The organism is Xanthomonas sp. DAR 80977 (assembly GCF_041240605.1).
GTDB lineage: Bacteria > Pseudomonadota > Gammaproteobacteria > Xanthomonadales > Xanthomonadaceae > Xanthomonas_A > Xanthomonas_A bundabergensis.
This window is the reverse complement of record NZ_CP162487.1, coordinates 611,195-636,619: the sequence shown is the minus strand read 5'-3', so window position 1 is coordinate 636,619 and position 25,425 is coordinate 611,195. Positions and strand designations below refer to the sequence as shown.

At 69.4% G+C, this 25,425-nt stretch carries 18 protein-coding genes; 6 read left to right on the top strand and 12 right to left on the bottom strand.

All coding sequences use genetic code 11. The features are described from left to right. Positions 1 to 45: 45 nt before the first annotated feature. The 7 genes from AB3X10_RS02845 to AB3X10_RS02815 form a co-directional block, all read right to left on the bottom strand. Positions 46 to 726, bottom strand: a complete 681-nt coding sequence (locus AB3X10_RS02845; RefSeq protein ID WP_369978893.1) for a lysozyme inhibitor LprI family protein — start codon at positions 724 to 726, stop codon at positions 46 to 48. Positions 727 to 964: 238 nt separating this feature from the next. Continuing rightward, positions 965 to 2,962 carry an XVIPCD domain-containing protein gene (locus tag AB3X10_RS02840; protein ID WP_369978891.1) on the bottom strand — a complete coding sequence of 666 codons (1,998 nt, stop codon included), beginning with the start codon at positions 2,960 to 2,962 and terminating at the stop codon, positions 965 to 967. 167 nt (positions 2,963 to 3,129) lie between these two features. Continuing rightward, positions 3,130 to 3,915, bottom strand: coding sequence for a hypothetical protein (locus AB3X10_RS02835; protein ID WP_369978889.1), 786 nt, complete (start codon positions 3,913 to 3,915; stop codon positions 3,130 to 3,132). A 403-nt stretch (positions 3,916 to 4,318) separates the two neighbouring features. Beyond that, positions 4,319 to 5,230: a hypothetical protein gene (locus tag AB3X10_RS02830; protein WP_369978886.1), complete on the bottom strand. Its 912-nt coding sequence runs from the start codon at positions 5,228 to 5,230 to the stop codon at positions 4,319 to 4,321. 132 nt (positions 5,231 to 5,362) lie between these two features. Next, positions 5,363 to 6,166, bottom strand: coding sequence for an N-acetylmuramoyl-L-alanine amidase (locus tag AB3X10_RS02825; RefSeq protein WP_369978884.1), 804 nt, complete (start codon positions 6,164 to 6,166; stop codon positions 5,363 to 5,365). A 119-nt stretch (positions 6,167 to 6,285) separates the two neighbouring features. Beyond that, positions 6,286 to 7,893 (bottom strand): serine hydrolase, encoded by a 1,608-nt coding sequence (locus AB3X10_RS02820; protein WP_369978882.1) that lies wholly within the window; start codon positions 7,891 to 7,893, stop codon positions 6,286 to 6,288. Between the two features lie 101 nt (positions 7,894 to 7,994). Next, complete coding sequence (locus AB3X10_RS02815; RefSeq protein WP_369978880.1) at positions 7,995 to 10,787, bottom strand: TonB-dependent receptor plug domain-containing protein; 2,793 nt, start codon at positions 10,785 to 10,787, stop codon at positions 7,995 to 7,997. A gap of 383 nt (positions 10,788 to 11,170) precedes the next feature. Between AB3X10_RS02815 and AB3X10_RS02810 the strand changes: the two genes are divergently transcribed. The 5 genes from AB3X10_RS02810 (at position 11,171) to AB3X10_RS02790 (ending at position 17,638) form a co-directional block, all read left to right on the top strand. Continuing rightward, complete coding sequence (locus tag AB3X10_RS02810) at positions 11,171 to 12,565, top strand: SH3 domain-containing protein (protein WP_369978878.1); 1,395 nt, start codon at positions 11,171 to 11,173, stop codon at positions 12,563 to 12,565. Beyond that, complete coding sequence (locus AB3X10_RS02805) at positions 12,562 to 13,665, top strand: dipeptide epimerase (RefSeq protein ID WP_369978876.1); 1,104 nt, start codon at positions 12,562 to 12,564, stop codon at positions 13,663 to 13,665. The genes AB3X10_RS02810 and AB3X10_RS02805 overlap by 4 nt, the downstream gene beginning before the upstream one ends. A gap of 1,275 nt (positions 13,666 to 14,940) precedes the next feature. Continuing rightward, positions 14,941 to 15,762, top strand: coding sequence for a L,D-transpeptidase family protein (locus tag AB3X10_RS02800; protein WP_369978874.1), 822 nt, complete (start codon positions 14,941 to 14,943; stop codon positions 15,760 to 15,762). Further along, positions 15,759 to 17,054 (top strand): APC family permease, encoded by a 1,296-nt coding sequence (locus AB3X10_RS02795; protein ID WP_369978872.1) that lies wholly within the window; start codon positions 15,759 to 15,761, stop codon positions 17,052 to 17,054. The genes AB3X10_RS02800 and AB3X10_RS02795 overlap by 4 nt, the downstream gene beginning before the upstream one ends. Positions 17,055 to 17,140: 86 nt before the next feature. Continuing rightward, the gene (locus AB3X10_RS02790; protein ID WP_369978870.1) at positions 17,141 to 17,638 is read left to right on the top strand and encodes a hypothetical protein; all 498 of its coding nucleotides are present in this window, start codon (positions 17,141 to 17,143) and stop codon (positions 17,636 to 17,638) included. A 39-nt stretch (positions 17,639 to 17,677) separates the two neighbouring features. Here AB3X10_RS02790 and AB3X10_RS02785 read toward each other — a convergent pair whose 3' ends face one another. Further along, on the bottom strand, positions 17,678 to 18,190 hold the full coding sequence (locus AB3X10_RS02785; protein ID WP_369978868.1) for a hypothetical protein: 513 nt from the start codon (positions 18,188 to 18,190) through the stop codon (positions 17,678 to 17,680). Between the two features lie 189 nt (positions 18,191 to 18,379). Between AB3X10_RS02785 and AB3X10_RS02780 the strand changes: the two genes are divergently transcribed. After that, complete coding sequence (locus tag AB3X10_RS02780; protein WP_369978866.1) at positions 18,380 to 18,685, top strand: hypothetical protein; 306 nt, start codon at positions 18,380 to 18,382, stop codon at positions 18,683 to 18,685. A gap of 410 nt (positions 18,686 to 19,095) precedes the next feature. Here AB3X10_RS02780 and AB3X10_RS02775 read toward each other — a convergent pair whose 3' ends face one another. From AB3X10_RS02775 to AB3X10_RS02760, 4 genes are all read right to left on the bottom strand, one after another. After that, entirely contained in the window at positions 19,096 to 20,241 is a 1,146-nt protein-coding gene (locus AB3X10_RS02775) for a PQQ-dependent sugar dehydrogenase (RefSeq protein WP_369978864.1), read from the bottom strand. A gap of 201 nt (positions 20,242 to 20,442) precedes the next feature. Next, on the bottom strand, positions 20,443 to 22,620 hold the full coding sequence (locus AB3X10_RS02770; protein ID WP_369978862.1) for a glycoside hydrolase family 3 N-terminal domain-containing protein: 2,178 nt from the start codon (positions 22,618 to 22,620) through the stop codon (positions 20,443 to 20,445). A gap of 353 nt (positions 22,621 to 22,973) precedes the next feature. Then, complete coding sequence (locus AB3X10_RS02765; RefSeq protein WP_369978860.1) at positions 22,974 to 23,915, bottom strand: alpha-E domain-containing protein; 942 nt, start codon at positions 23,913 to 23,915, stop codon at positions 22,974 to 22,976. Then, entirely contained in the window at positions 23,915 to 25,363 is a 1,449-nt protein-coding gene (locus AB3X10_RS02760) for a circularly permuted type 2 ATP-grasp protein (protein WP_369978858.1), read from the bottom strand. The genes AB3X10_RS02765 and AB3X10_RS02760 overlap by 1 nt, the downstream gene beginning before the upstream one ends. Positions 25,364 to 25,425: the final 62 nt, after the last annotated feature.

Genomic DNA, 25,425 nt, shown 5'->3' with positions numbered 1-25,425 from the left:
CATCTCCTTGTCTGAAAAGTTGCATCGCAAACATCACTGCTGGAATCAGCGCGCTTCCAGTTCGTCCGCGCGCTTGGCCGTCATGTCCAGACGGCATTCGGCGGCGTCCACGCGTCCTGCCTGCCCGCTGTCGGGATCGTAGAAACACTTTTCGTCGCGCTCGGCGATCCACTTGCGTTGCTGGTCGCGCAACGCGTTCTTTTCCTCGTCGCCCAGCTTGGCCATCAACGCCTTGTAGACCGTGTTGAGGCGCCCATCCTGGTAGGTGTATTCGGTCTCGATGCAGTCCTGCATCGTCGGCGTCACGCCTGCGGCGGCGCTGATGCATGCGTCATAGGACGGTCGCAGCACGGGAGTCTCTCCTGAAGTGGGTGAGGGCGCGGCCGCAGCCGGCGCCTGGGGGGATGGCGCACTCGCCGCAGACGCATCGCCCGCAGCTGGCGCCGCGGCCGGCGTGGCCGCAGGCGCAGCGGCGGCGGATGCCGACGGCGACGCGGATGCCGCCGTCGGCGCCGGGGCGGAAGATCCGCCGTTGCACGCGGCGGTCAGCCCGCACAGCGCCAGCAGGCAGGAAACGGGAAGAAGCTTGACGATGGCCACTGTCGGAATTCGCCTTGTGGTGATGCGGATGAGGGAGGGCAGTTCTAAACGATCGTCGAAACCATGTCCAACCGAGCGACGCGTTGCGCCGATGCCGCTGCAGCACTGTGCGAACGACGCAGCCATGCTGCCGATATTGTCCCGAACAGACCCGTGAAGCGATTGCATCCAACACGGACATCGGACGCAACGCGGAAGCCCAACGGCCACGACGGAGCCGCCCATCGATGCGAACAGCCCCTGCCGCAAGCCACGCGGCTTCCGCCACGCGACATGCCGTCGGCGGCCGGCACGATCGACGACCGGCCGGCATCGGCTGCCGTTCGACATTGCTGTCGGCGGCAGCCGATGCCAACCGCGCCGATCAGCGCGTCGGCGACTGCGTGGACTGCGCCTGGGTGCGCTGCTGGTCCTGGGTCTGCTGCTCCTGCGCCTGGCGCTGGGTTTCCGCCGCCAGCTGCTGCTGGCTCTGCTCCAGCGGCACGGTCGCGGCATGCTGCTTGTCCACGTAGGCGCGGTTCACGTCGTGCGGATTGTTCGGATTGCGCTCCACCGCGATCAGGCCCTTGCCGTCGGTGCTGTGCACCACGTCGTCGATGCGCGACATGCCGCCCACCTTGGCCTCGAACGCCACCTGCCCGGCCGCGCGCTGCATTTCCTCGCGGCTGTTGAAGCCGCCGTTCGGCCCATGCTTCTGCAGCTGCTCCACCGCCTGCTTGAACAGCGGATTGTCGGCCCGCTGCGCCTCGGCCACGGCCGGATTGGCGGCCTTGGCCTCGGCACCGGTCTTGCTCTGCGCCTGCAGCTTGCTCAGCGCGTCGAGGGTGACCTTGTCGGCGACGCCGGTCGGCTCGATGCCCTTCTCGCGCTGCAGGTTGGCCACCACTTCCTTGGTCTTGTCGCCGTAGTAGCCGGTGCCGGTCAGCAGCTTGCCGCTGTTGTCCTTGATGCCGAGCTCGATCAGGCTCTGCTGCATCGCCTTCACGTCGGCGCCCTGCTCGCCCGGCTTCAGCGACGTGCGTGCGTCGTGGCCTTGGCTGCGGTCCTGCGACTGGGTCTGCTGCTTGTCCTGCAGCAGGTCGCGCGCTTTGGCCAGCGGGTCGGACGCGAACAGCTTGGCGTTCTTGTGGCTCGCCAGGTAGTCGTCCAGCGGCATGGTGTTCACGCCCTTGCTGCCGCTGGACTGGCTGACCTGCAGCTCGCCGCTCTTGGGGTCGCGCACCACCATCAGGATGTGGTCGATGCCTTTCCAATGCTCGTGCTTGGTGTTGCCGGCGTCCACGCCGATGACCATGCCTTCCTTCAGCGCGCCGGGCTTGAACACGTCCTGGCCCTGCAGCAGCACGCCGGAACTGTCGAAGGCCTTCTTGACGATGCCGCCGGAGCCGTTCTGGCCTTGCGCCAGCATGTCCTGGCGGCCGAACACGGTGTGCCCGGCCTTCTGGTTGATCTCGCGCATGGTGGCGTTCTGCAACTCCGACACCCAGCCGGAGCAGTCGATGTAGCCCTGCTCCAGGTGCTTGCCGTCCACGCCCGGGTGGTAGAGCTTGTGGCCCTTGATGTTGATCGCGTACTGCACGTCGTCGTACTTGACGCCCATGGCGTGCGCGGCGGTGAGCTGGATGCCGGCGTGCTCGCCCTGCTGCTTGGCGGCGGCGGGCGTGGCCTGCGCGGCAGCCTGGGGCGCCTGCGTACGCTGCTCGGCGTGCTGGCCCGGCGTGGCCTGGGCCTGGCCCTCGGCGACCGGCTTGATGCCCTTTTCCGGGATCGCGATATGGTCGAACTTGGTGTCCCAGTACTTCAGGAAGGTCTTGGCCATGTCCTGGTCGGACATCTTCTTGAACTCGGCCAGCGAGGAACCGGTATAGGCCTCGAACTGCTTGGCGCCGGCAGGATCCTTTTCGCGCGGCACGTTGTTGAGGATGTTCGACCGCGTGTCCTCGCGCGCGAAGCTGCCGGTGGCGACCGCGGCCTGGATCGACCGGTAGCCGCCGGCGCCCTGCTGGTGCGCCATGTACATGTCCAGGCCATCGGGCTGCGGCTTGCCGGACAGGTACGGACGGTGGTCCTTGTCGTGCTGCCGGGTCAGCGAATGCTGGTTGTCCTGGTACAGCCGCGCCGCGGCGTCGGTATTGGCCACCGCATCCAGTTCGCGGCCGCTGATGCCGTAGGCCGCTGCGGTGCCGGGGGTGAACTGGAACAGGCCCTTGGCGCTGTTCGGGCCGCGGCTGGCCTGCTCGTCGAACTTGCCGCCGGTCTCGATATAGGCGAAGCGCATGAAATCGTCGACCGGAATGTGGCGTTCCTTGGCCTCACGCTCGATGATGTCGAGGTTCTCGGCCTTCGTATAATCGCGTGCCATCTCGTGTTACTCCTTGAGGTTGATATACGGCGGCCTGCGCCGCCAAGGTCAACCGAGCTCGTCCGTGAGCTTGTTAGTGCGCGGTCAACAAAACTGTTCGAGTACTGCGGGTGCTGCGGTCTTGCTGCTGCCGGTACGCCGATCCGCGGATCGGCGTACCGGCGGATTCATGCGCCGTCTTTCGGCAGGTACTGTCCGCTCGCCTGGTCGAACGCATAGACCACCGCGTCGGATGCATCGAGCAGCCGCGCCCGGCCGGGACCGGCGATCGCGGTGCCGCTCAGCGCCAAGTGCACGAGCGGCATCGCTTGGCCCGGCACCGTCTCCAGGCGCAGCGTGCCGACGCTGGAAACGTGCGGGACGACGCCTTCCTCGTCGCTGCTGGCTTCGTTGTCCTCGCCGGCCGCGACCGTTCCGCGGTACACCCAGCCCTGGTAGTCGCCCAGGTCGCTCTTGGCCGGATCGAAGGTGAACAGCGCGAAGCCGGCGCTGGCGACGCCGTTGCCGAAACTGGAGGTCGGCACCGCCAGCAGCAGCTGGCCGTTGTCCAGGACGTAGTGCTGCGGCTTGCGCGTCTCGTCGACCGCGTCGGCACGCTCGTAGCCGCCAAAGCTGCCGACGTACTGCTGCGCGTGGAACAGCATCCACGGCCGCTCGCTGCCGGGCGCGGTCAGCAGGAACGTGGCCTGGCTGATGGACACGCCCTCGCCCGGGTCCGCGAAGGTCTCTTCCTCGTCGTTGCCGTACTTGTTCGGCGTGGCGTAGGCGAAGCCGGTGTAGTAGTGCTTGCCGCCCAGATCGAAATGCTGGCCGTGCCAGAAGCTGGCCACGCTGCCGTTGTCGATCTCGTACGAGGTCGCGCCGTCCCCGTCGATGCCGTAGATCAGATAGAGCACGCTGCCCGGATAGGGCGGCGCTTCGGTCGCGACGGCAAGCTTGTTGTCATTGGACATGTGCAGAACATCCTGTATTCGTTGAAGAAGCCGGAAAACATTCCTGAAAATCCCGACACGCCACGCCGTCGTGTGCAGATGCCGCCCTCTTGCGCATCGCGGACACGACGCGACCCACGCGGAAACGGATCTCCTCGCAGGCGCGGCTTCGGACAGAGAACGGTGGATTGCAATCCGGCCCCAAAGCAGGGGCGGTGATGGCGTTCGCGCATGGCGAACCGCAAGCCGGCGATCCACTCCGGCATTTCGGGCGAGTGCAGCATCCATTGCCGCTCGCGAATGACTCGCCTGATCATCAGGCCCCGTGCCGGCATCTTACCCAGTTCCATCGCCGGCGACCAGCCGGCCGCGCCTCGCCGCGCCTGCCTCCGGCCGGCCCTGGCGCGGGCCGGTCGGCGGCTGTTCAGCGATCCAGCGGCGGCACGTACTTGCCCTTGGCCTGGTCGTAGGCGTAGGTGGCCACGTCGCTGGCGCCCAGGGTGCGGACCTTGCCCGGACCGGCGATGGCGGTGCCGCGCATGGCCACGCGCAGGCCCGGCATCGGCCCGTTGCCCGGCTCGAAGCTCAGCGTGCCGGTGCTGGACGCGCACTTCAGGGTGCCCTCGTCGTCGCAGGCCGCGCCGTTGTCCTCGCCGGTGGCCACGGTGCCCAGGTAGACCCAGCCCTTGTAGTCGCCCAGGTCGTTCTTGTTCGGGTCGAACGTGAACACGGCGAAGCCCGAGCTGGTGATGCCGTCGGCGAAGTGCGTGGTCGGCAGCGCCAGCAGCAGGTGGCCGTCCTTGGTCTGGGTGCTCTGCGGCGTGCGCTTCTGGTCCAGCGTGTCGGCCTTCTCGTTGCCGCCGAAATCGCCCGCCCATTGCTGCGCATGGAACAGCGTCCAGGCCGGCTTGCCGTCCGCGCTGTCGAGCACGTAGGTGGCCTGGCTGATGCTGACGCCGACGGCGGGGTCCGGCGTGGTCTCTTCTTCCGATTTGCCGTATTTCTCCGGCGTGGCATTGGCGAAGCCGGTGTAATAGTGCTTGCCGTCCAGGTCGAAGCGGTAGCCGTACCAGAAGCTGGCCACGGCGCCGTTGTCGATGGCGTAGGACGCCGATCCGTCGCCCTTCTGCCCATAGATGTCGTCGAGCACGCGCCCTGGCGCCGGCACCTCGGCCGCGACCGGCTCGGCTTGCGTGGCCGCGGGGGCCGGGGCGGCCGCTGCGTTCGCTGCAGGCGCCGCCGGCGCGGACGCGGGGGCGGCGTCGGGCTGCTTGTCCGTGCAACCACCGAGCAACAGGAGCGTTGCCGCCCACAGGGTCGTCTTTGCGAGCCTCATCACTGCGTCCTTTGGAGTTCTTGGCGCGCCAATGCTACCAAGAACGGGTTCGGATCCAGTGCATGCCGCGCGCCGGGCACGCATTGCGGCACGGGCGCCGGCCGCAGCCGCGCAACGCGGGGAGACGCGCCGCTACGGCGCGTCCGGCTCCTGCGCCGGAACCGGCGGCGGCCGCGCCAGCGCCGGCCGGGTCAATGCGTAGAGGATGCGCAGGTCCTCGGCGTCGAACGCGGTGGCGTCGTTGCCGCGGTAATGGTGGTGGAAGGCGCGCAGCGTGGCCGCGCGGTCGTCGACCGGATAGCCGATCAGTGCCAGCGCCTGCCATGGGTCGAAGCCGGGCGGCACCGGCGGCGTGTCCGCGGCGGGCCAGCGGCCGAAACCGGCCTCGGCCAGGCGCTTCCACGGAAACAGCGGGCCCGGGTCGACCTTGCGCGTGGGCGCGAAGTCCTCGTGCCCGACCACCTGCGTGCGCGGGATGCGCAGCCGCGTGCACAGGTCCTCCAGCAACAGCAGCAGACTGTCGATCTGCGCCTGCGCGAACGGAGTCTTGCCGTCGTTGTCCAGTTCGATGCCGATCGAGGCGGAGTTGATGTCGGTGATCGTGCCCCAGCGCCCGGCACCGCCGTGCCAGGCGCGGCGCTCGTCGCTGACCAGCTGGTAGCGCTTGCCGTCGCGGCCGATCAGGTAGTGCGCGCTGACCTTGCCCTTGCTGTTGTGCGAGCGCAGCGTGTCCAGGCTGCGCTGCACCGAGTCCTGGTCGGTGTAGTGGATCACGATCAGGATCGGCCGGCGCAGGTCCTGGTTCGGCGACGGCACCCATTCGGCCAGCGGATTGCGCTGCGGCGCGTGCGCGCAGGCGCCGAGCAGGGCGGCGAGCGCCAGCGGTGCCAGCCAGCGGGTGCGGGGCGATGCGGGTGCGGGAAAGAGTCGGGTCATGGGGGAAGATTCCGGGGGATCTGACAGTGAGCGACGAGCGCAAGCAACAGCAGTATCTGGAAACGCGGTGAACGGGATGGTTGTTGTGGGAGGGACTTCAGTCCCGACGGCCTCCACCTTCAAGGCGTCGGGACTGAAGTCCCTCCCACACGATCGGGACAAGCCCCCACCCGCACGAATTCCAGGTCGGCATAGTCGTAGCTGAAATCCGCGTTCGGATCGACATGCGCGAGCCGCATGCGCGGCGCGCCATCGGCGGCAACGGCGAACTCCAGCCACGGCTCGGCATCGACGCTGGCCTCGTCCCAGTCCACCAGCCAGCGCGCGCCGACCTGCATGACCCGGCCGCGCAGCAGCGGCGACTTGCGCGCCTGGAAGCGCAGCGCGCCCTGTTGCGGGCACAGCGCGACCTCGCCGAACCACGGATCGCGCCAGATGCCTTGCCTAGCGCGCGATGCGGCGACGGCCACCGGCACGCGCGCGGAGGTGTCGGTGCCAGTGTCAGCGTGTGCGGCACTGGCGGCATGCGCACGCGCCTGCTCGAGCAGCGTGGCGTAGTGCGCCACATCCAGCGCCGACTCGCCGGGACGGGTGAAACGCTTGAGCAACGCTTCGCCCAGGGTGGTGCGCATCTCGCCGCCCTCGCCGTTGCTGAGGATGACGAAGCCGCTGCGCCGGTCGGGCAGCAGCACCAGCGACGAATACATGCCCATCAAGGTGCCGGTATGCGCGACCTGCCACTGCCCGTCCACGTCGGCGATGCGCCAGCCGTAGCCATAGCCGTACATGCGCGTGCCGTCCCAGTCGCGCATCTGCGCGGAGATCGGCATCGGCGTGTGCAGCGTCCACAACGCCTGGCGCTGCGCCGGCGACAGCCACGCCGCGGTGTCGCTGTCGGGCGCCAGCCACGCACGCATCCACGCCAGCATGTCGTCGAGGCTGCAGCGCACGCCGCCGGCCGCCATCGAGGGCGAATCCGGGATCCGCTCCGCATCGGCGCGCACCACCACGTTGGCCTCGCCCTGGCGCATGTGCGGCTGGGCGACGTTGCCGACCGCATCGCGCTCCCAGGCGCCGGCCTGGCAGCGATGCATCCCCAACGGCACGAACACCTGTTCGTGCAGCAACTGTTCATAGGGCCTGCCGCCGGCACGCGCCGCCACTTCGCCGGCGACCACGTACAGCAGGTTGTCGTAGGCGTAGTGCGAACGGAAGCTGTGCGTCGGCTTGAGATGGGCAAGCCCGGCGAGGATGTCGTCACGGCTGAAGGCGTTGGGCTCCGGCCACAGCATCAGGTCGCCCGCACCCAGGCCCAGGCCGCTGTTGTGGATCAGCAGGTCGCGCACCTGGAGGTTGCGCGTGACCCACGGGTCGTACATGCGGAACTGCGGCAGATACCTGGTCACCGGATCGTCCCAGCGCAGCTTGCCGGCATCGACCAGGCGCGCCAGCAAGGCCGTGGTCATCGCCTTGCTGTTGGAAGCGATCTTGAACAGCGTTTGCCCGTCGATGCGTTCGCCGCTGCCGGCGCGCAGCTCGCCGGCGCTGCGCGCATAGACCACCTCGCCGTTCTCGATCACGCCGACCGCCAGCCCCGGCAGCCGGTAGCGCGCCATCGCCTGCCCGAACAGGCGGTCGAGTTCGGCGCGCCGCGGCGCAGCGACGGCGCCGGGCGCAGGCAATGCGGCCGGAGCAGCGACCGCGAGCGCCGGCAACGCCAGGCACACGGCGAGCAGCCGACAACAGGCGCGACCTGCGGCGGCGCTGCGCCGTCCCGCGCGTGCGCGCAGCGCCTGCCGCGTGACCGCATCGCCTTGCACGCGCACGCTCAAAAGCTGTAGGTGAAGTTGGCGTACAGCTGCCGCCCGATCGCGCTGTAGACGCGCGGGAAGTACGGCCAGGCGGTGTAGGTGTCGTCGCGCGGATGGATCTTGTCGAACACGTTGAGCACGCTGATTCCGAGCGTGGCCTTGTCGGTGATCTGCTTGGCGATGTCCGCGTTCCAGACCACGTACGGCGCCACGCGACCGCTCTCGGCGTAGTTGGGGCGCGAGCCGTAGCGGTAGCCGTACAGACTGGTCGACCAGTCGCCGATGTTCCAGTTCAAACGCCAATTGGTGCGGGTGCGGAACGCCAGGTAGTCGACATCGTTCATCACGTCCACCGGCTTGGCTCCGGCGAACTGCGCCACGTCCATCTTCAGTACGCGGGTATAGCCGGCCTGCAGGCCGAACGCGCCCCAGTCGCCGAGGTCGAGGCTGTAGCGCAGGTTGGCGTCCACGCCGTCGGTGCGCATCAGCGACTGGTTGATCGGGAAGGTCTCGAACGCGGTGATCTGGCCTTCGGCGGTGAGGTCGGTGCCGGGGCTGCGGGTCACCGACTGGATGTAGAACTGGCAGGCGGCCGAGGCGCTGTCGACCGGATTGCCGGCGCGGTCGCGGCCGAGCAGGCAGTTGGCGTTGTTCTCCAGCAGGGTCTCGCTGGAGATCGATTCGACCCGGCCTTCCAGCTCGATGCGGTAGTAGTCCGCGCTCAGCGACAGCGTCGGCAGCACGTCCCAGACGAAGCCCAGCGTGGTCGACTTGCCCTTCTCCTCCTCCAGCAGCGGATTGGACGACTGGGTGGAGAAGGTCTGGTACTCGTGCGCGGCCGAACACGCATCGGACAGCGGATCCAGGCCGTCGCGGCGGCACAGGTATTCGTCGGTGACGGTGGGATTGTTGGCGCTGGTGCCGGCGTAGATCCACAGCAGGTCCGGCGCGCGGAAGCTGGTGGCGTGGCTGCCGCGCAGCAGCAGGCTGTCGAACGGCCGCCATTCCAGCCCGGCCTGCCACGTGGCGGCGTCGTCGACCGAGGTGATGTCGTCGTACTTGTCGTAGCGCCCGGCCAGCGTCGCGCTGAGCCGGCTGAAGATCGGCACGCGCAGCTCCACGCCGGCGGCGTAGCGGTCGCGCGGGCCGCCGCCCGGGGTCTGGGTCAGGTTGTAGATGCGCTCGCTGCCGGTGTAGTCCACGGTGGTGCGCGGATCCGGCTGCAGGTCGTACTTCTGCCGCGCCGCCTCCAGCACGGTGGCGATCTGCACCATGCCGGCCGGCAACGCGAACAGGTCGCCGCTGAACACGAACTGGGCCTGGTCGGTGCTGGATTCGCCGCGGCTCACCACCTCGGTGGTGAGCTGGTCGTACAGCGCCGCGCTGCCCGGCGCGAACAGCCTGTCGGCGTAGAACTCGCGGATCTCGGTGCCGTCGGGCCGATGGCCCAGCAGCGGCCCCATGTAGTAGTCGCGCACCGCGTTGGTGAGGAAGCGCGGGCGCCGCGTGGTGATGTCGTAGCGCGACAGCGACACGCTCGCGTCCCAGTCGAAGCGGCCGTCGAACAGCTTGCCGCGCACGCCGGCATTGAGGTTCCAGGACTTCTCGTCGTATTCGATGTTCTTGATCCCGCCCACTTCCGAGGGCAGGAAGATGCGCTGCGCGGTGACCAGGCCCAGGTCCGGATCGTAGACGGTGAACGCACCCTCGCCGATGTAGTAGTGGGTCTGGCTGGAGCTTTCGTCCTTGGAGCGATTGGCCAGCACCTGCGCATAGGCGGTGACCGCGTCGCTGACATCGAAACTGCCGGACAGGTAGGCGGAGGTCTTGCCGTAGCCGTTCTGCACCGAGCGGCCCTGGTAATAGCCGAACGCGCCGCAGCGGTTGGGCGCGGCCAGGCTGTCGGCGGTCTTGTACGGCACGAATGCCGGGTTGGTCGCCGCGCAGGCGGCGTCCAGCGCGCTGGCCGACGTCGACAGCGTACCGCCGCTCGGCCACAGATAGGTGTTGCCGCGGCGCAGGTAGACCCCGGAGATCGAGGCGTTGGGGCTGGACGGATCGGCCTTGTTGCCGGGATGGTCGTAGTACGAATCCAGGAAGTCGCGCTGGCTGGCGACGATCGCCTCGCGGTCCAGCCGTTCGAACGCGTAGGTCAGGCTCCAGCGGTCGCCGGTGCGTCCGCCGCTCCATTGCAGCTGGCCGCTGTCGCCGCCGCCGCGCGTGGTGGTGCCGCCGCGCAGGCGCAGCGTGTCGCCGCTGAAATCGCGCTTGGTGATGATGTTGACCACGCCGGCCACCGCATCGGAGCCGTAGATCGCCGAGGCGCCGCCGCTCATCACCTCGATGCGCTCCACCGCCGCGGCGGGAATGCTGCCCAGGCTCACCGCGGTGCCGTTGGCGTTGTAGGACTGCGGGTAATCGGCCATGCGCTTGCCGTTGAGCAGGATCAGCTGGTAGCCCGGTCCCAATCCGCGCAGGTTGAGGTATTGGCCGTTGGGCGAACTGCCGGTCTGGTCGCTTTCGTTGAAGGCGCTGCCGCTGAACTGGGTCAGCGTGCCGAGCGATTCCCACACCGTGCTGAAGCCCTGCTTCTGGATCTCCTGCGCGGTGATGACGGTGACCGGCGCCGGACCTTCCACCTGCGAGCGCGCGATGCGCGAGCCGGTCACGGTGACCTTGTCCAGATCGCGCGTGGCGGTGGCCGCGTCCTGCGCGACGGCAAGCGATGGCACTGCGAACCCGGCCAGCAACGCGAGCGCGAGGCGAGACGGTCGGACGTGGAAACGGGAACGCTGGACTCGGCTGGGCACGCGGCTCTCTCCTGCAATCGACGACGCTGACGACGGTGACCCGAGCCGACGCAGGCCAACAGCCGGCCGCCTTCCCTTGGCACCCACGCGGACAACATGGCGCACGGCCGCAGCGCGGCGCGCCCTCATGCAATCGCTACTTTCCCCAGATGCGCGTGCCGAACGACGCCCCCTGCGACATGCGCCCATCACCCCAGGCCATCGCCGCGCCGCCCGCCGAACCGGTGCATGTCGCCATCGGTCCATCGCACCTGCATTTTTGGTGTAGCACGGTGCGAAACGGCGTGTCAATCGACGCTTCTTGACAAGCCGGACCGGGGAAAACAGTATTCCGAGACCGGCGCGCAGCGGTCCGGTGCTCTCTACAACCGCCCCGGGGTCCGATGAACACGATGCGTGGCCTGTGCCTGCTCCTGGCCGCAGCGCTGAGCGTGCCCATCGCCGCGGCCAGCGCCGCCGGCGAGGTGCCGTTCCACCTGCAAGCCAGCCAACTGCAGGCCGACTACTGGATCGCGCGCCTGCCCGCTGCATCGCGTCCATTGCTCGACGCGGCGCAAGTGCAGGCCTTCAACGCACACCTGCTGCGCCACGATGCGTCGATGCACGACCTGCAGGCGCTGCCCGAGCGCTACAGCGCCGAGCAGGTGCGCGCGCAGGTGCTGGCGCTGTCGGCGCCGCCGACGCGCACGCTCTACGACGCACGCGGCGCCACGCTCGACGCCACGCGACTGGCGGCGTTGCACGCCGCGCTCGCCCTGGACGCGATTCCCGCGCAGCCGACGCCGCGCTACGCGCTGGTGGTGCGCCGCGCCGACCTGCGCACCTTTCCCACCCGGCAACGCGCGTTCAGCGGCCGCGACGACCACGACATCGACCGCTTCCAGGAATCGGCGCTGTATCCCGGCACCGCGGTGGCGATCCTGCACGCCAGCGGCGATGGCCAATGGCTGTTCGTGCTGGCGCCGAACTACGCGGCCTGGATCGAACGCGACCGCGTGGCCGAAGGCGAGCGCGACATCGTGCTGGGCTACGCGCAACGCACGCCGCGGCTGCTGGTCACCGGCGCGCGCGCGCTGACCGCGTTCACGCCTGAACTGCCGGCGGCTTCGCAGCTGCCGCTGGACATGGGCAGCGCCCTGCCGCTGCTGGAGGACTGGCCGCCGCAACAGGCGGTCAACGGCCAGTCGCCGCTGGCCGCCCACGTGGTGCAATTGCCGTTGCGCGACGCCGACGGCCGGCTGCGGCTGGCGCCCGCGCTGGTGCCGCGCGGCGCCGACGTGGCCACCGCGCCGCTGCCGGCCACGCCACGCAACCTGCTGCTGCAGGCGTTCAAGTTCCTCGGCGAACGCTACGGCTGGGGCAACGACTACGACGCGCGCGACTGCAGCGGCTTCGTCTCCGATGTCTACCGCAGCCTGGGCATCGCCTTGCCGCGCAATACCGGCGACCAGGCACGCAGCCCCAGCCTGGCCAGCGTGCCCTACGGCGCTGCCGCAGCGCCGGCGCAACGGCAACAGGCGCTGGCGCGGCTGCAGGTCGGCGACCTGGTGTACATCCCCGGCCACGTGATGATGGTGATCGGCCACGACCGCGGCCACACCTGGGTGATCCACGACGTGGCCGGCGCCAGCTACCGCGACACGTCCGGCCAATTGCAGCGCGCGCGCCTCAACGGCGTCTCGGTGACCCCGCTGGAGCCGCTGCTGCTGAGCGACGGCACGCCCTTCATCGACCGCATCACCCGCATCCAACGCGTCCGCCCGGTCGCCGCCGAATGAAGATCACCGATATCCAGCTGGGCATGCTGCGCGTGCCGCTGAAGACCCCGTTCAAGACCGCGCTGCGCACCGTGGAGACGGTCGAGGACGTGGTGGTGCTGGTGCATACCGACAGCGGCCATATCGGCTATGGCGAAGCGCCGGCGACCGCGCCGATCACCGGCGACACCCACGGCTCGATCGTCGCGGCGATCGACGGCTTCATCGCGCCGCGCCTGATCGGCGAGGACGTCGCAGACCTCAACCGGCTCACCGGGCTGATCCAGGGCGCGCTGGAGCGCAACAGCAGCGCCAAGGCGGCGGTAGAGATCGCGGTCTACGACCTGTGGGCGCAACTATACGGCGCGCCGCTGTACAGGATGCTCGGCGGCGGCGATCCGGCGATCAGCACCGACATCACCATCAGCGTGGACACGATCGACAAGATGGTGGCCGACGCGCTGTCAGCGCTCGGCCGCGGCTTCACTGCGCTGAAGATCAAGGTCGGCAAGGACATCGACGTGGACATCGCGCGGGTCGAGGCGATCCACGCCGCGGTCGCGGGCCGCGCCGTGCTGCGCCTGGACGCCAACCAGGGCTGGACGCCGAAGCAGGCGGTGTACGCGATGCGCACGCTGGAAGACGCCGGCGTGGCGTTGGAGCTGCTGGAGCAGCCGGTCAAGGCCTGGGACATCGACGGGCTGAAGTACGTGACCGAACGCGTGAACACGCCGGTGATGGCGGACGAAAGCGTGTTCGCGCCGGCGCAGGTGTTCGACCTGATCCAGCGCCGCGCCGCGGACATCGTCAACATCAAACTGATGAAGACCGGCGGGCTGTCCAACGCGATCCGCATCGCCGACATCGCGGCGCTGTACGGGGTGCCCTGCATGATCGGCTGCATGCTCGAGTCGAGCATCAGCGTGGCGGCGGCGGTGCACCTGGCGGTGGCCAAGGCCGACATCATCACCAAGGTGGACCTGGACGGCCCGTCACTGGGCCTGTTCGATCCGGTGCAGGGCGGGGTGATCTTCAACGATTCGAAGATCACCATCACCGATGCGCCGGGGCTGGGCATCCGCGAGATCCGCGGCCTGGAGTTGCTGCCGCCGCGCGGGTGATCCATCTGTGCGCAGCTACGTGGCAGACCACCGCAGCGCGATCATTTCCGTCGCAATCGCAATCGTCGTTGCCGCTTAGACGCGTCACCACAGAGATGACTGCTGTTGCTGCTGTTGCTGTTGCTGTTGCTGTTGCTGCTGTTGCTGTTGCTGGTGCTGTTGCTGGTGCTGGTGCTTTTGCTGGTGTTGGTGCTCTGCTGTTGCCCTTGCTTTTGACTTACTGGGTTCCCTTCCGCAGCGGCGGATGGACCGGGGAAAAACCCGAAGGGCGGCGCACATGGATGTGCGCCGTTCGCGGCAGGGGCAGGATGCCCCTTCCGCGAATCCCCGGTGCATCCGCGGACCCGTAGCGCGCAGCGCGGAGGGCGCAAGGCAGGGCGTGCTTTCTTTTGGTTACTTTTCTTTGCACGAGCAAAGAAAAGTGACCCGCCCCAAGGGCGGAAGCCTTTGCTCCGGCATTTTGTTCGGCGCTTGTGCTTTCTGTAGGAGCGGCTTCAGCCGCGACCAGCCCTGGCAGAAAAGCGTCGCGGCTGAAGCCGCTCCTACAATGATTCGATCATTGCGTGTGCCTGTGCCTGTGCCTGTGCCGGTTCCGGTTCCGGTTCCGGTTCCGGTGCAACAGCAACAGCTTTCGCCTGCGGCGAGTTACTTTTCTTTGCTTGTGCAAAGAAAAGTAACCAAAAGAAAGCACACCCCGCAGCGCGCCCTCCGCGCTACGCGCTCCGGGTCCGCGGCCATGACGGGGATTCGCGGAAGGGGCATCCTGCCCCTGCCGCGAACGGCGCACATCCATGTGCGCCGCCCCTTCGGGGTTTTTCCCCGCCATGGCCGCCGCGCCGAGGGGGCCCGGTAGATCAAAAGCAAAGCAACAGCAGAGTCAGCAGCAACAGCAAAGGCAAAGACAGTGACAGCGACAGCGACAGCAACGGCAACGGCAACGGCAACGGAAGATTCATGGAGGTCGGTAGCAACCGCCACGTAGAGGCCACGGCGCTCGCTAGATCAAATCGCAACCAGCCAGCTTGCTGCACCACTCGCAGCCGCCATGCCGGCCGGCAATCGCACCACCACCCGTGCGTGCCGACACCGCGCCAGCGGCCTGCGCACGACCGGCGCCACGTGCCGGACAACTGCTGTAACGTTGCAACATTGCGGCACCCGCTCGACATCGTGCGGGTGCCGCCGTCCGCACCACCCCTGCCGCCGCCAACAACGGGCGGCGAACCTGGAGCAGGTCCAACCCCGCTCCATGCCCGATCGCGACCGGAGATGCGCATGCCGAAGTTCCCGTGGTTGTCCGCCCTGAGCCAGACCGGCGCCATCCGCCGCCCCTGGCTGGCGACGCTGGCACTGCTGTGCGCCACGGTCGCCGGCACCTGCTTGGCCGGAAACGACACCACCACGCCGCCGGCACTGCAGCAGGCAAGGCAGCTGATCCTGGTGCTGGCACCGGACTGGGACAGCCCGCGCGGCCAACTGCAGGCCTTCGAACGCACGGCAGATGGCTGGCGCGCGCACGGCCAGCGCTTCGACGTGGCGCTCGGCCGCAACGGCAGCGCCTGGGGCCTGGGCCTGCACCCGGCGCAGGCCGACGGCCCGCAGAAGCGCGAAGGCGACGGCCGCAGCCCGGCCGGCATCTTCACCGTCGGCGAGGCCTTCGGCTACGCCCAGCGCATCGACAGCGCGCTGCCGTACCAGCCGATGCAACAGAGCAGCTATTGCATCGACGTGCCCGATTCGCCGCTGTACAACCGCATCGTCGACGCCGAACGGGTCGGCGCGGACGCGGTGGCCGGCTCCACCGAACCGATGCGCCTGGACCTGCACCACGACGGCGACCGCCGCTACGAAGAGGGCTTCGTGATCGGCCACAACCCGCAGGCGCGGCCCGGCGCCGGCAGCTGCATCTTCGCCCACCTGTGGCGCGCGCCCGGCGAGGCCACCGCCGGCTGCACCGCGATGGAGCCGGCCGACATGCAGCGCCTGCTGGCCTGGCTGCAACCGGAGGCCGCACCGCTGTTCGTGCTGCTGCCGCGCAAGGACTACGCGCGCCTGCGCACCGCCTGGGCGCTGCCCGCCGTGGCGCCGGCGCCATGAGCAGCGCACCCGAACCGAGCCTGGTCCGCGCGGTCAGCCGCTGGCAGATCGTCGGCCTGTCGATCAACGATGTGATCGGCAGCGGCATCTACCTGCTGCCCGCCGCCACCGCCGCGCTGCTAGGACCGATGAGCCTGTGGGCGGTGCTGCTGGCCGGGCTGGCGGTGGGCTTGCTGGTGCTGTGCTACGCGCAGGCGGCCAGCTATTTCGACGAGCCCGGCGGCAGCTACCTGTATGCGCGCGAGGCGTTCGGCCGCTTCGCCGGCTTCGAGATCGGCTGGATGATCTGGCTGACCCGGATCAGCTCGGCGGCCGCGCTCGGCAACGGACTGGCCGATGCGGTGGTGCGCTTCTGGCCGGCCGCGGCCGGCGGCGGCGCGCGCCTGGCGATCGTGGTCGGCTCGCTCGGCCTGCTCACCGCGATCAACGTGATCGGGGTGAAGTCGGCCGCGCGCACCGGCGTGGCGCTGGTGATCGGCAAGCTGGTGCCGTTGCTGCTGTTCGTGGCCATCGGCCTGTTCTACGTGGACTGGTCGTGGGCGTTCTCGGGCAAGGCGCCGGATCCGCGCGACTTCGGCAACATGGGCGAAGCGGCGCTGCTGTTGCTGTTCGCCTACGCCGGCTTCGAGAACATTCCCGCCGCCGCCGGCGAATACCGCAATCCGCGCCGCGACGTGCCGTTCGCGCTGATCACGATGATCGTCACCGTCACCCTGATCTATGCCGCGGTGCAGGTGGTCGCGCAGGGCACGCTGGCGAACGTGGCGCAGTCGGCGACGCCGCTGGCCGACGCCGCCAGCGGCTTCGGCGGCGAGGCGCTGGCGCTGCTGCTCACCGTCGGCGCCACCATCTCCATCCTCGGCACCACCAGCAACACGGTGATGCTGGGGCCGCGCTTCCTGTTCGCGCTCGCACAGGACGGCTACGGCCCGGCGTTCCTGGCGCGGGTGCATCCGCGCTTCCGCACCCCGGCCGCGGCCATCCTGCTGCAGGGCGTGCTGTCCCTGGCCCTGGCGCTGTCCGGCTCGTTCGTGCAGTTGGCGCTGCTGTCGATGGTCACCCGCCTGTTCGCCTACATCGGCACCGCCGCGGCGGTGCTGGTGCTGGCGCGGCGCTATCGCGACCGACCCGGCGCGTTGCGCCTGCCGGGCGGCCCGCTGATCCCGCTGGCGGCGCTGCTGCTGGCGCTGGCGCTGCTGCTCAGCGCCAGCTGGCAGAACCTGGCCGCGGCCGGCGTGGCGCTGCTGGTCGGCGCGCTGTTCTACCGCTTCCCGCGCAAGGCGCCGGCCTAGGCCTTCACGCGGCGTTGCGCCGCTGTCACGCCTGGGTAACCGCGTCGCTTCGACCCTGGACGCCCGCCTCAGCGACGGAGTCCGCGATGAAACTGCGCCATGTCTACAGCGCCCCCGACTTGGCCACCGCCACCCGCGCCCTGCAAGCCGCGCGCAGCGCCGGCATCGACAACGACGACCTGTCGCTGATCGCGCGCGGCGACATCGAACTGGAGGCGATCCCCGACGACCGCAAGGACGTCAAGACCGATACCTTGCCGGCGGCCGCGCGCGGCGCGCTGGGCGGCGGCGCGGCCGGCCTGCTCGCCGGGCTGGCGGCGATCGCGGTGCCGCCGCTGGGCATCACCCTGGCCGGCGCGGGAGTGATGGCGATCGCCGGCGCGCTGGTCGGCAGCTGGTCTTCGGCCCTGGTCGGCGCCACCGTGCCGGACCCGGTGCGGCGCAACTTCGAGGAAGAGATCGAGGCCGGCCGGATCCTGCTGGTGGTCGAAGGCGACGCCGCGCAACTGGACGCCGCCGACGCGGCACTGCGCGCGGCCGGCACGACCGCGCTGCCCTACGAGTCCGCCGCGGCCGCGCAATGACGCGGCCCTGCGTGTCGTAGGCCGGCGACGATCGCCCAGCTAGGACACCTGCGCCGGCGCCAGCGCGCGCATGCGCAGCAGCAGGCCGCCGCTGTGCACCAGCGAGTAGGAGATCAGCGCCGCGGCGATGGCCAGGGTCAGCGGGCTGGCATTCTGCAGCGATTGCGCGCTGCCGCCGGAAAACGCGCCGCTGGCCCAGCGCCAGGCCAGGCGCCCGATCAGCAGCACGCTGAGTCCGGCGCCGATCCACGGATTGGGCGTGTAGTAGCGGCGGCCATCGAGCAATTCGATGCGGGTGTGATGCAGGGCGAAGGCGCCCAGCGCCGCACCGGCCAGCACCCCCAACCCCATGCCCAGCCGCACCGGCGGCAACACCGCCGCCAGATAGCTCAAGCCTGCCGTCGCCAGCGCCAGCAGCAGCAATCGCGCCACGGTGCGCCGCGGCTGCCACGGCTGGCGGCCGAAATAGCGGCGGATGCGCCGGTAGTACAGCCAGCCGATGCCGGCGGTGGCCAGGTACGGGGTGAGCAAGGCGATACCGTTAGCGGCCATGGGAACCTGCGGAGGGGGACGAGCGGCGTTGCCGGATCGTAATCCATTCGCGGCTGCCCGCGTAGCGGCGCTGGGGGCTGCGGAACGTGAACCGCCGCCGCACGCTTCATGCCCCGATCACGCAGCGCTGGACCCGCATTAACGGCGCCATCGCTAACGTCGGACGCCACATTCCCGCAGGAGACACCGATGAGCGTCCCTTATCAGATTCCCGGCCGCGAACCCAACGACGACGACCGCAGCCTCGTCTCGCAATACTGGCGCGAGCGCTTCGCCGAGGAGCCCTACTACAGCGAGGGCGAGCGCTTCGAGGACTACGAGCCGGCCTACCACGCCGGGCACGAGGCGCGCATCCGCAACCTGACCCGCGCCTACGAGCAGGTCGAGGCGGAACTGCACCGCGACTGGGACAGCACCAAGGGCTCGCAGACCCTGAGCTGGAGCAAGGCGCGGCATGCGGTGCGCCGCGCGTGGGAGCGCGCCGGTCAGGATTGAGGCAGGAACGCGATCGCGGGTTGCCGTCGCCGTTGCGTCGGCGTGCCCTGCGGGCCGGCGCGGATGCCGTGGCGCATTGGATCCGCGCTTGGCTTGCAGGAGATTTCAGGCATCTCGCGGGATGGCAGCATCCATCTCGTACGGATGCGTTAGGTCGGGGCTGAAGCCCCTCCTACACAAGAGCGTTAGCGTTCCGGCCACTCCCATCGGCCTGCGACCGCCACCTGTAGGAGCGGCTTCAGCCGCGACGAACGGAGCCTGAAACCTCGACGGCTCGGGAATCCATCGGAGCCGTGACTACTCCCAACTGCGCAGTCAGGTAAAGCGCCGCCCCAAGGTCTCACAAGACAAGCGCCCCCATCGGCGCACCAACCCCACACGGTGCGCCGACAGAAAATCCACCCGCTCGCTCAGCTCTCCACCGGCTGCAATTTCAGCAGGCGTCCGCCGCTGCCGTCCTCCAGCAGCCATAGCGCGCCATCCGGGCCCTGTTCCACCTCGCGGATGCGCTTGCCCATGTCGTAGCGGGCCGCTTCGCTGGCGCTCTCGCCGTTGAACTCGATCCGCACCAGCGACTGCGAGGACAGCCCGCCGATGAAGCCGTTGCCGCGCCATTGCGGGAACGTGCTGCCGCTGTAGATGACGAATCCGGCCGGCGAGATCACCGGCGTCCAGCTGACCTTGGGCGCGGCGAATTCCGGGCGCGTGGAGTGGTCGGGAATCGGCCGGCCGTCGTAGTGGTCGCCGTTGGACACGATCGGATAGCCGTAGTTGGCGCCACGCTGGATCAGGTTCAGTTCGTCGCCGCCGGCCGGACCCATCTCGTGTTCCCACAGCTGGCCGTTGGCGTCGAAGGCCAGGCCGAGCACGTTGCGGTGGCCCAGCGACCACACCTGCGCGGCCACGCCGCCACGGCGCGCGAACGGATTGTCGGCCGGCACGCTGCCGTCGTCGTTGAGGCGCACGATCTTGCCCAGGTTGCCGCTCATGTCCTGCGCCGGATCGAACTTCTGCCGTTCGCTGGAACTGATCCACAGCTTGCGGTCGGGCCCGAACGCCAGGCGATGGCCGTAATGGCCGTTGCCGGAGACCTTGGGCTGCTGGCGCCAGATCACCTTCATCTGCGACAACGTGCCGCCGCCATCGCCGTCCAGGGTCAGCTTGGCGCGCGCCACCGCGCCGCCGCGGGTATCGCCGCTGCCGGCCTCGGCATAGCTCAGGTAGACCAGGCCGTTCTGGGCGAAGCCCGGATGCGGCAGCACGTCGCCGAAACCGCCCTGGCCGCCGTAGGCGACCGCGGGCACGCCGCTGACCGTGCCGGTGCGGCCGCTGGCCGGATCGAAGCGCTTGAGCGTGCCGCCCTTTTCGCTGATCAGCGCGCTGCCGTCGGGCAGGAAGCTCATCGCCCAGGGTTCGTTGAAGGTGGCGAACGGCGTCGCCGAGAACGGCCAATCGCCGCGCCGTTCGGCGCTCTTGGCGGCCGGCGCCGCCTGCGCGGCGGAGATCGCCAGGCTCACTATCACTGCACAGGCCAAACCCAGGGGAGTACGTTGCATGACGTGCACCTATCGGATGGGGTCGAAGGGCGAACCTAGCAAACCCGGCGTTGACGGCAAGCATGCAGCGGCCAAGCCGTGGTCGCGGTCACGCGCGGCGTTCGCGCAACGTAGACGGGTCTGCCGCACGCAATGCGATGCAGCGGCGGCGCCGGCAGGCGCCGCCCGGACGCCCGTGCCCTGGGCGCCCGCATGCAGGTCTCAGGCCGGCGGCAGCAGCTCGAAGCCGACCGATTCGCCGCTGGCCGAGGACGCGCAGACCCACAGGTCGAACTGCCCCGGCTCGGCCTCGAAGCGGCCATCGCGGCCGCTGAAGGCCAGCGTGCGGCGGTCCAGGGTGAACACCACGTCCAGGCCCTGCCCCGGCGCCAGCCGCACCTTGCGGAAGCCCTTCAGTTCGCGCACCGGGCGCACCCGGCTGGCGACGCGGTCGTGCACGTACAGCTGCACCACCTCCTCGCCCTCGCGCTCGCCGACGTTGTCGATGCGGGTGGTCACGGTCAGCGTCTCGTCCCAGCCCAGGCGGGTGCGATCCAGCTGCGGCGCGCCGTAGGCGAAACGGGTGTAGCCGATGCCGTGGCCGAACGGGTACAGCGGCGCGTTCGGGATCTCGCGCCAGCGCGCCTTGAACTCGCTCATCGTCGGCAGTTCCGGGCGGCCGGTGCGCGCGTGGTTGTAGAAGTAGGGCTGCTGGCCCGGATCGAGCGGGAAGCTGACCGGCAACCGCGCCGACGGGTTGTAGTCGCCGAACAGCACGTCGGCCACCGCCGGGCCGGTCTGCGTGCCCAGGTACCAGGTCACCGCGATCGCCGCCGCGTCGCGCACCGCGCCCTGCAGCGCCAGCGCGCGGCCGTTGCGCAGCAGCACCACCAGCGGCGTGCCGGTGGCGGCGACCGCCTCGGCCAGCGCCTGCTGCGCCGGCGGCAGCACGATCTGCGTGCGCGACTGCGCCTCGCCGCTGTAGCGCTGCGGCTCGCCCAGCGCCAGCACCGCCACGTCGGCGGCGCGCGCGGCCGCCACCGCGGCCTCGATGCCGCCGTCCAGCGGCGCTTCCAGCTCGCAGCCCGGCACCACGCTCAGCGCGTCGCCATCCTCCAGCGCCGCGCGCACGCCCGCTTCCAGGGTCACGTAGCGGGTCTTGTCGCCGAACAGCGTCCAGCAGCCCTCGATGTTCTCGCGGTCCTGCACGAACGGCCCGATCAGCGCGATGGCCTGCCCGCGCTTGCGCAGCGGCAGCACCTCGCCGTCGTTCTTCAGCAGCACGATCGAGCGCCGCGCGGCATCGCGCGACAGCGCGTCGTGCGCGGCGATGTGCGACTGGTCGGCCTCGCGCTGCGGGTCCAGCGAACGGTACGGATCGTCGAACAGGCCGATGGTTTCCTTCAGCGCCAGCACCCGCCGCACCGCCTCGTCCAGCGCGGCCATCGGCACTTCGCCGTCGGCCACCAGCGACGGCAGGTGCGCGGCGTAGAAGCCGCTCTGCATGCTCATGTCCATGCCGGCCAGGAACGCCTTCTTGGTCGCGTCGCGCTCGTCGGCCGCATAGCCGTGCGCGATCAGCTCCATGTCGGCGGTGTAGTCGGAGATCACCACGCCGGGGAACTTCCATTCGCCGCGCAGGATCTCGGTCAGCAGTTCGTGGTTGGCGCTGGCCGGCACGCCGTTGATGTCGTTGAACGAGGTCATCACGCTCAATGCGCCGGCGCCGAACGCGGCCTGGAACGGCGGCAGGTGCACGTCGCGCAGGGTCTGCGGGGCGATGTCCACGCTGTTGTATTCCATGCCCGCGGCGACCGCGCCATACGCGGCGAAGTGCTTGGGCGTGGCCAGCAGCGCGTCGTGCGCGCGCAGGTCCGGGCCCTGGAAGCCGCGCACGCGCGCGGCGGCGAACGCGCAGCCCAGCACCACGTCCTCGCCGGCGCCCTCGGCGCCGCGGCCCCAGCGCTGGTCGCGGGCGATGTCCACCGCCGGCGCATAGGTCCAGTGGATGCCGGCGGCGGTGGCTTCGATCGCGGTGGCGCGCGCGGTGCGCTCGGCCAGTTCCGGCTCGAAGCTGGCGGCCTCGCCCAGCGGGATCGGGAACACGGTGCGCATGCCGTGGATCACGTCCGCGGCCAGGATCACCGGAATGCCCAGGCGGCTCTCTTCCAGCGCGGTCTGCTGGATCCGCCGCCCCAGGTCGGCGCCCACGCCGTTGAACAGCGAGCCGACCAGGCCGGCGCGCACCTGCTGCAGCACCTCGTCGGCATTGCTGACGTTCGCTTCCGGATTCACGTCCGGCGCGAACGGGCGCACCATGTCGGCGAAGACGCCGAGCTGGCCGACCTTCTCTTCGACGGTCATGCGGGCGATGAGCGATTCGATACGATCCGAAGCCATGGGGTCCTTTGAGAAAACGTTTACATAGCCGTCAATTCTAGCTCTCCGGCCAGACGAAAGAGCAAATGCCGGCGCCGGATCCGCCTATTCAGGAACAGTGTCTACGGCCGCCAGCCGGCGCTGCCGATCGTCCCATACGCCCCCGAATCCCGTCGCCCAATCGTTTGCGGCGCATGCAGGGCAGCCCCGCGCCAGCCGCCGCGGGCAGGTCGCACCGACAGACGCGGCCGCGCTCGCGGCAGTGCCGCGCCCTCGACCGATGCCGGATTGCGTCTCAACCACCCTGCGACACCCCGCCTCCATACACCCGGCCGGCCGCCGCCCCGACCGGCGGCGCGCCGGCCGTGCCCCGCTCACGAACTGAAATAGGCCTCGGCGATCGCGCTGTGCAGATAGCCCAGGTGGGTCTGGATCTCGTCCATGAACTCCGCCGGGTTGTGCCGCGCCAGGTAGGCCGGGTCGGCGTTGCGCACCAGCCCGTTGATCCGCATCAGCGCGCGCTCCACGTTCGGCCGCGGCGGCATGGTCGGCAGGATGTGCTGGGCGCGGGTCAGGCAGAAATGCACGCTGCGCGGGAAATCGTTGTTCTGCAGCAGGAAGCGCAGCGCGTGCTCGCCGGTGACGCGCTGGCGCACGTGGCGCCGGTACATCTGGTAGGCGGCCAGCGAGCGCAGCACGCTCATCCACTGCATGTTCTGGTAGGCCTCCAGGTCGTCGGCCTTGCGCGGGGTGATCAGGCCCGAGGCGCCGGCGTCGATGATGCGCGTGGTCATGTCGGCCTGTTCGATCGCCGTGCCCAGGCGCAGGAACTGGAAGCCGATGTCGCGGCTGACGTTGGCGGTCAGCAGCCCGGACACCTTCAGGCAGGCGTCGGTGACGTGGCCGAGGAACTCCATCCGGTAGCGGCGGCCGACGCTGCGCTCGCCGTTGGCGTCGATGTACAGGTGCAGGTCGTTGACCGCCTCCCACACTTCCTGCGGCAGCGTGTCGCGGATGCCGCGCAGCAGTTCGCGCGCCTGCCGCGCCGAACTGCGCAGCGAGGACGGATTGCGCTCGTCCAGCAGCAGGAAACGCACCACGTCGGCGTCGCCGACGTCGTCGCCGGCGTTCGGGAACCAGATGTTGAAGATCTCGCCGGCGCCGACCGTGTCGATCATCGGCCGCCAGGCGAAACGCACCGAGCGCGGCAGGTCCAGCTGCAGCAGGCTGCCCACGCCGACCAGCCGCGCGGTGGTCTCGGCGCGGCGCACGTAGCGGCTGAACCAGTAGAGGTTGTCGGCGACGCGCGAGAGCATCAGTCGAGCTCCTCGTCCAGGTCCACCACCCAGGTGTCCTTGGCGCCGCCGCCCTGCGAGGAATTGACCACCAGCGAGCCCTCTTCCATCGCCACCCGGGTCAGCCCGCCGGTGGTGACGTAGACGTCCTCGCGCGACAGGATGAACGGGCGCAGGTCCAGATGCCGCGCCGACGGGCCGACCTCGGTCACGATCGGCGCGGTGGACAGGCCCAGCGTCGGCTGCGCCATGTAGTTGCGCGGATCGGCCTGGATCAGCTTGCGGAACTCCTCGCGCTGGCGCTTGGTCGAGCGCGGCCCGATCAGCATGCCGTAGCCGCCGGATTCGTTGGCCGGCTTCACCACCAGCTGGTCGAGGTGCTCGAGCACGTACTGGCGGTCCTTGTCGTCGTGGCACAGGTAGCTGGGCACGTTGGGCAGGATCGGCTCCTCGTCCAGGTAGTAGCGGATCATCTTCGGCACGTAGGCGAACACCACCTTGTCGTCGGCCACGCCGGCGCCCGGCGCGTTGGCCAGCGCCACCTTGCCGGCGCGCCAGCTGCGGATCAGCCCGGGCACGCCGAGCACCGAATCGGGGTGGAACACCTCCGGGTCGATGAACAGGTCGTCGACCCGGCGGTAGATCACGTCGACCCGGCGCGGCCCGTAGATGGTGCGCATGTAGGTGCAGTCGTCGTCGGCCACGAACAGGTCGTCGCCCTCGACCAGCTCGATGCCCATCGCCTGCGCCAGGTAGGCGTGCTCGAAATAGGCGCTGTTGAAGATGCCCGGGGTCAGCAGCGCGATCACCGGCTGGTCGCCGGGGCGCGGCGACAGCGCGGCCAGGGTGTCGTACAGCTGCGCCGGATACTCGTCCACCGGCAGGATCGCGCTGGTCTCGAACAGCTCGGGAAACACGCGCTTGGCGACCATGCGGTTTTCCAGCATGTACGACACGCCGCTGGGAATGCGCAGGTTGTCCTCCAGCGCGTACAGCGTGCCGTCGGCGTCGCGCACCAGGTCCGAGCCGCAGATATGCGCCCACACCCCCAGCGCCGGGGTGATGCCCACGCATTGCGGGCGGAAGTTCACCGAATGCTCCAGCAGCATCGCCGGGAACACCTTGTCCTTGACGATGCGCTGCGCGCCGTAGACGTCGCCGATGAACAGGTTGAGCGCGCGCATGCGCTGCTTCAGCCCGGCCTCGGTGCGCTGCCATTCGCGCAGCGGGATCACCCGCGGGATCAGGTCGAACGGCAGCGTGCGGTCGACGTTGCGGCCGTCGGAATAGACGGTGAAGGTGATGCCCATGACCCGTGCGGCGACATCGGCGGCGAGCTGGCGCTCGGACAGTTCGCGGCCGGACAGGCTGGACAGGTATTCGATGACCCGGCGGGCGGCGGGACGCGGCTGACCATCTGCCTGGATCAGCTCGTCGTAGGTGGCCGTGCGGTACTTGCTCCAGTCCATCGTGCCCCGTCGTCGTACGCCACCGAGCGCGAGCGGCCAAGTGTTGCGTTGCACAGCAACAT

Bases quoted from the DNA above. Each gene is read 5' to 3' on its own strand.
- AB3X10_RS02845 (WP_369978893.1), bottom strand. From the start codon at position 726: ATGGCTGCGTCGTTCGCACAGTGCTGCAGCGGCATCGGCGCAACGCGT.
- AB3X10_RS02840 (WP_369978891.1), bottom strand. From the start codon at position 2,962: ATGGCACGCGATTATACGAAGGCCGAGAACCTCGACATCATCGAGCGT.
- AB3X10_RS02835 (WP_369978889.1), bottom strand. From the start codon at position 3,915: ATGTCCAATGACAACAAGCTTGCCGTCGCGACCGAAGCGCCGCCCTAT.
- AB3X10_RS02830 (WP_369978886.1), bottom strand. From the start codon at position 5,230: ATGAGGCTCGCAAAGACGACCCTGTGGGCGGCAACGCTCCTGTTGCTC.
- AB3X10_RS02825 (WP_369978884.1), bottom strand. From the start codon at position 6,166: ATGACCCGACTCTTTCCCGCACCCGCATCGCCCCGCACCCGCTGGCTG.
- AB3X10_RS02810 (WP_369978878.1), top strand. From the start codon at position 11,171: ATGAACACGATGCGTGGCCTGTGCCTGCTCCTGGCCGCAGCGCTGAGC.
- AB3X10_RS02805 (WP_369978876.1), top strand. From the start codon at position 12,562: ATGAAGATCACCGATATCCAGCTGGGCATGCTGCGCGTGCCGCTGAAG.
- AB3X10_RS02800 (WP_369978874.1), top strand. From the start codon at position 14,941: ATGCCGAAGTTCCCGTGGTTGTCCGCCCTGAGCCAGACCGGCGCCATC.
- AB3X10_RS02795 (WP_369978872.1), top strand. From the start codon at position 15,759: ATGAGCAGCGCACCCGAACCGAGCCTGGTCCGCGCGGTCAGCCGCTGG.
- AB3X10_RS02790 (WP_369978870.1), top strand. From the start codon at position 17,141: ATGAAACTGCGCCATGTCTACAGCGCCCCCGACTTGGCCACCGCCACC.
- AB3X10_RS02785 (WP_369978868.1), bottom strand. From the start codon at position 18,190: ATGGCCGCTAACGGTATCGCCTTGCTCACCCCGTACCTGGCCACCGCC.
- AB3X10_RS02780 (WP_369978866.1), top strand. From the start codon at position 18,380: ATGAGCGTCCCTTATCAGATTCCCGGCCGCGAACCCAACGACGACGAC.
- AB3X10_RS02775 (WP_369978864.1), bottom strand. From the start codon at position 20,241: ATGCAACGTACTCCCCTGGGTTTGGCCTGTGCAGTGATAGTGAGCCTG.
- AB3X10_RS02770 (WP_369978862.1), bottom strand. From the start codon at position 22,620: ATGGCTTCGGATCGTATCGAATCGCTCATCGCCCGCATGACCGTCGAA.
- AB3X10_RS02765 (WP_369978860.1), bottom strand. From the start codon at position 23,915: ATGCTCTCGCGCGTCGCCGACAACCTCTACTGGTTCAGCCGCTACGTG.
- AB3X10_RS02760 (WP_369978858.1), bottom strand. From the start codon at position 25,363: ATGGACTGGAGCAAGTACCGCACGGCCACCTACGACGAGCTGATCCAG.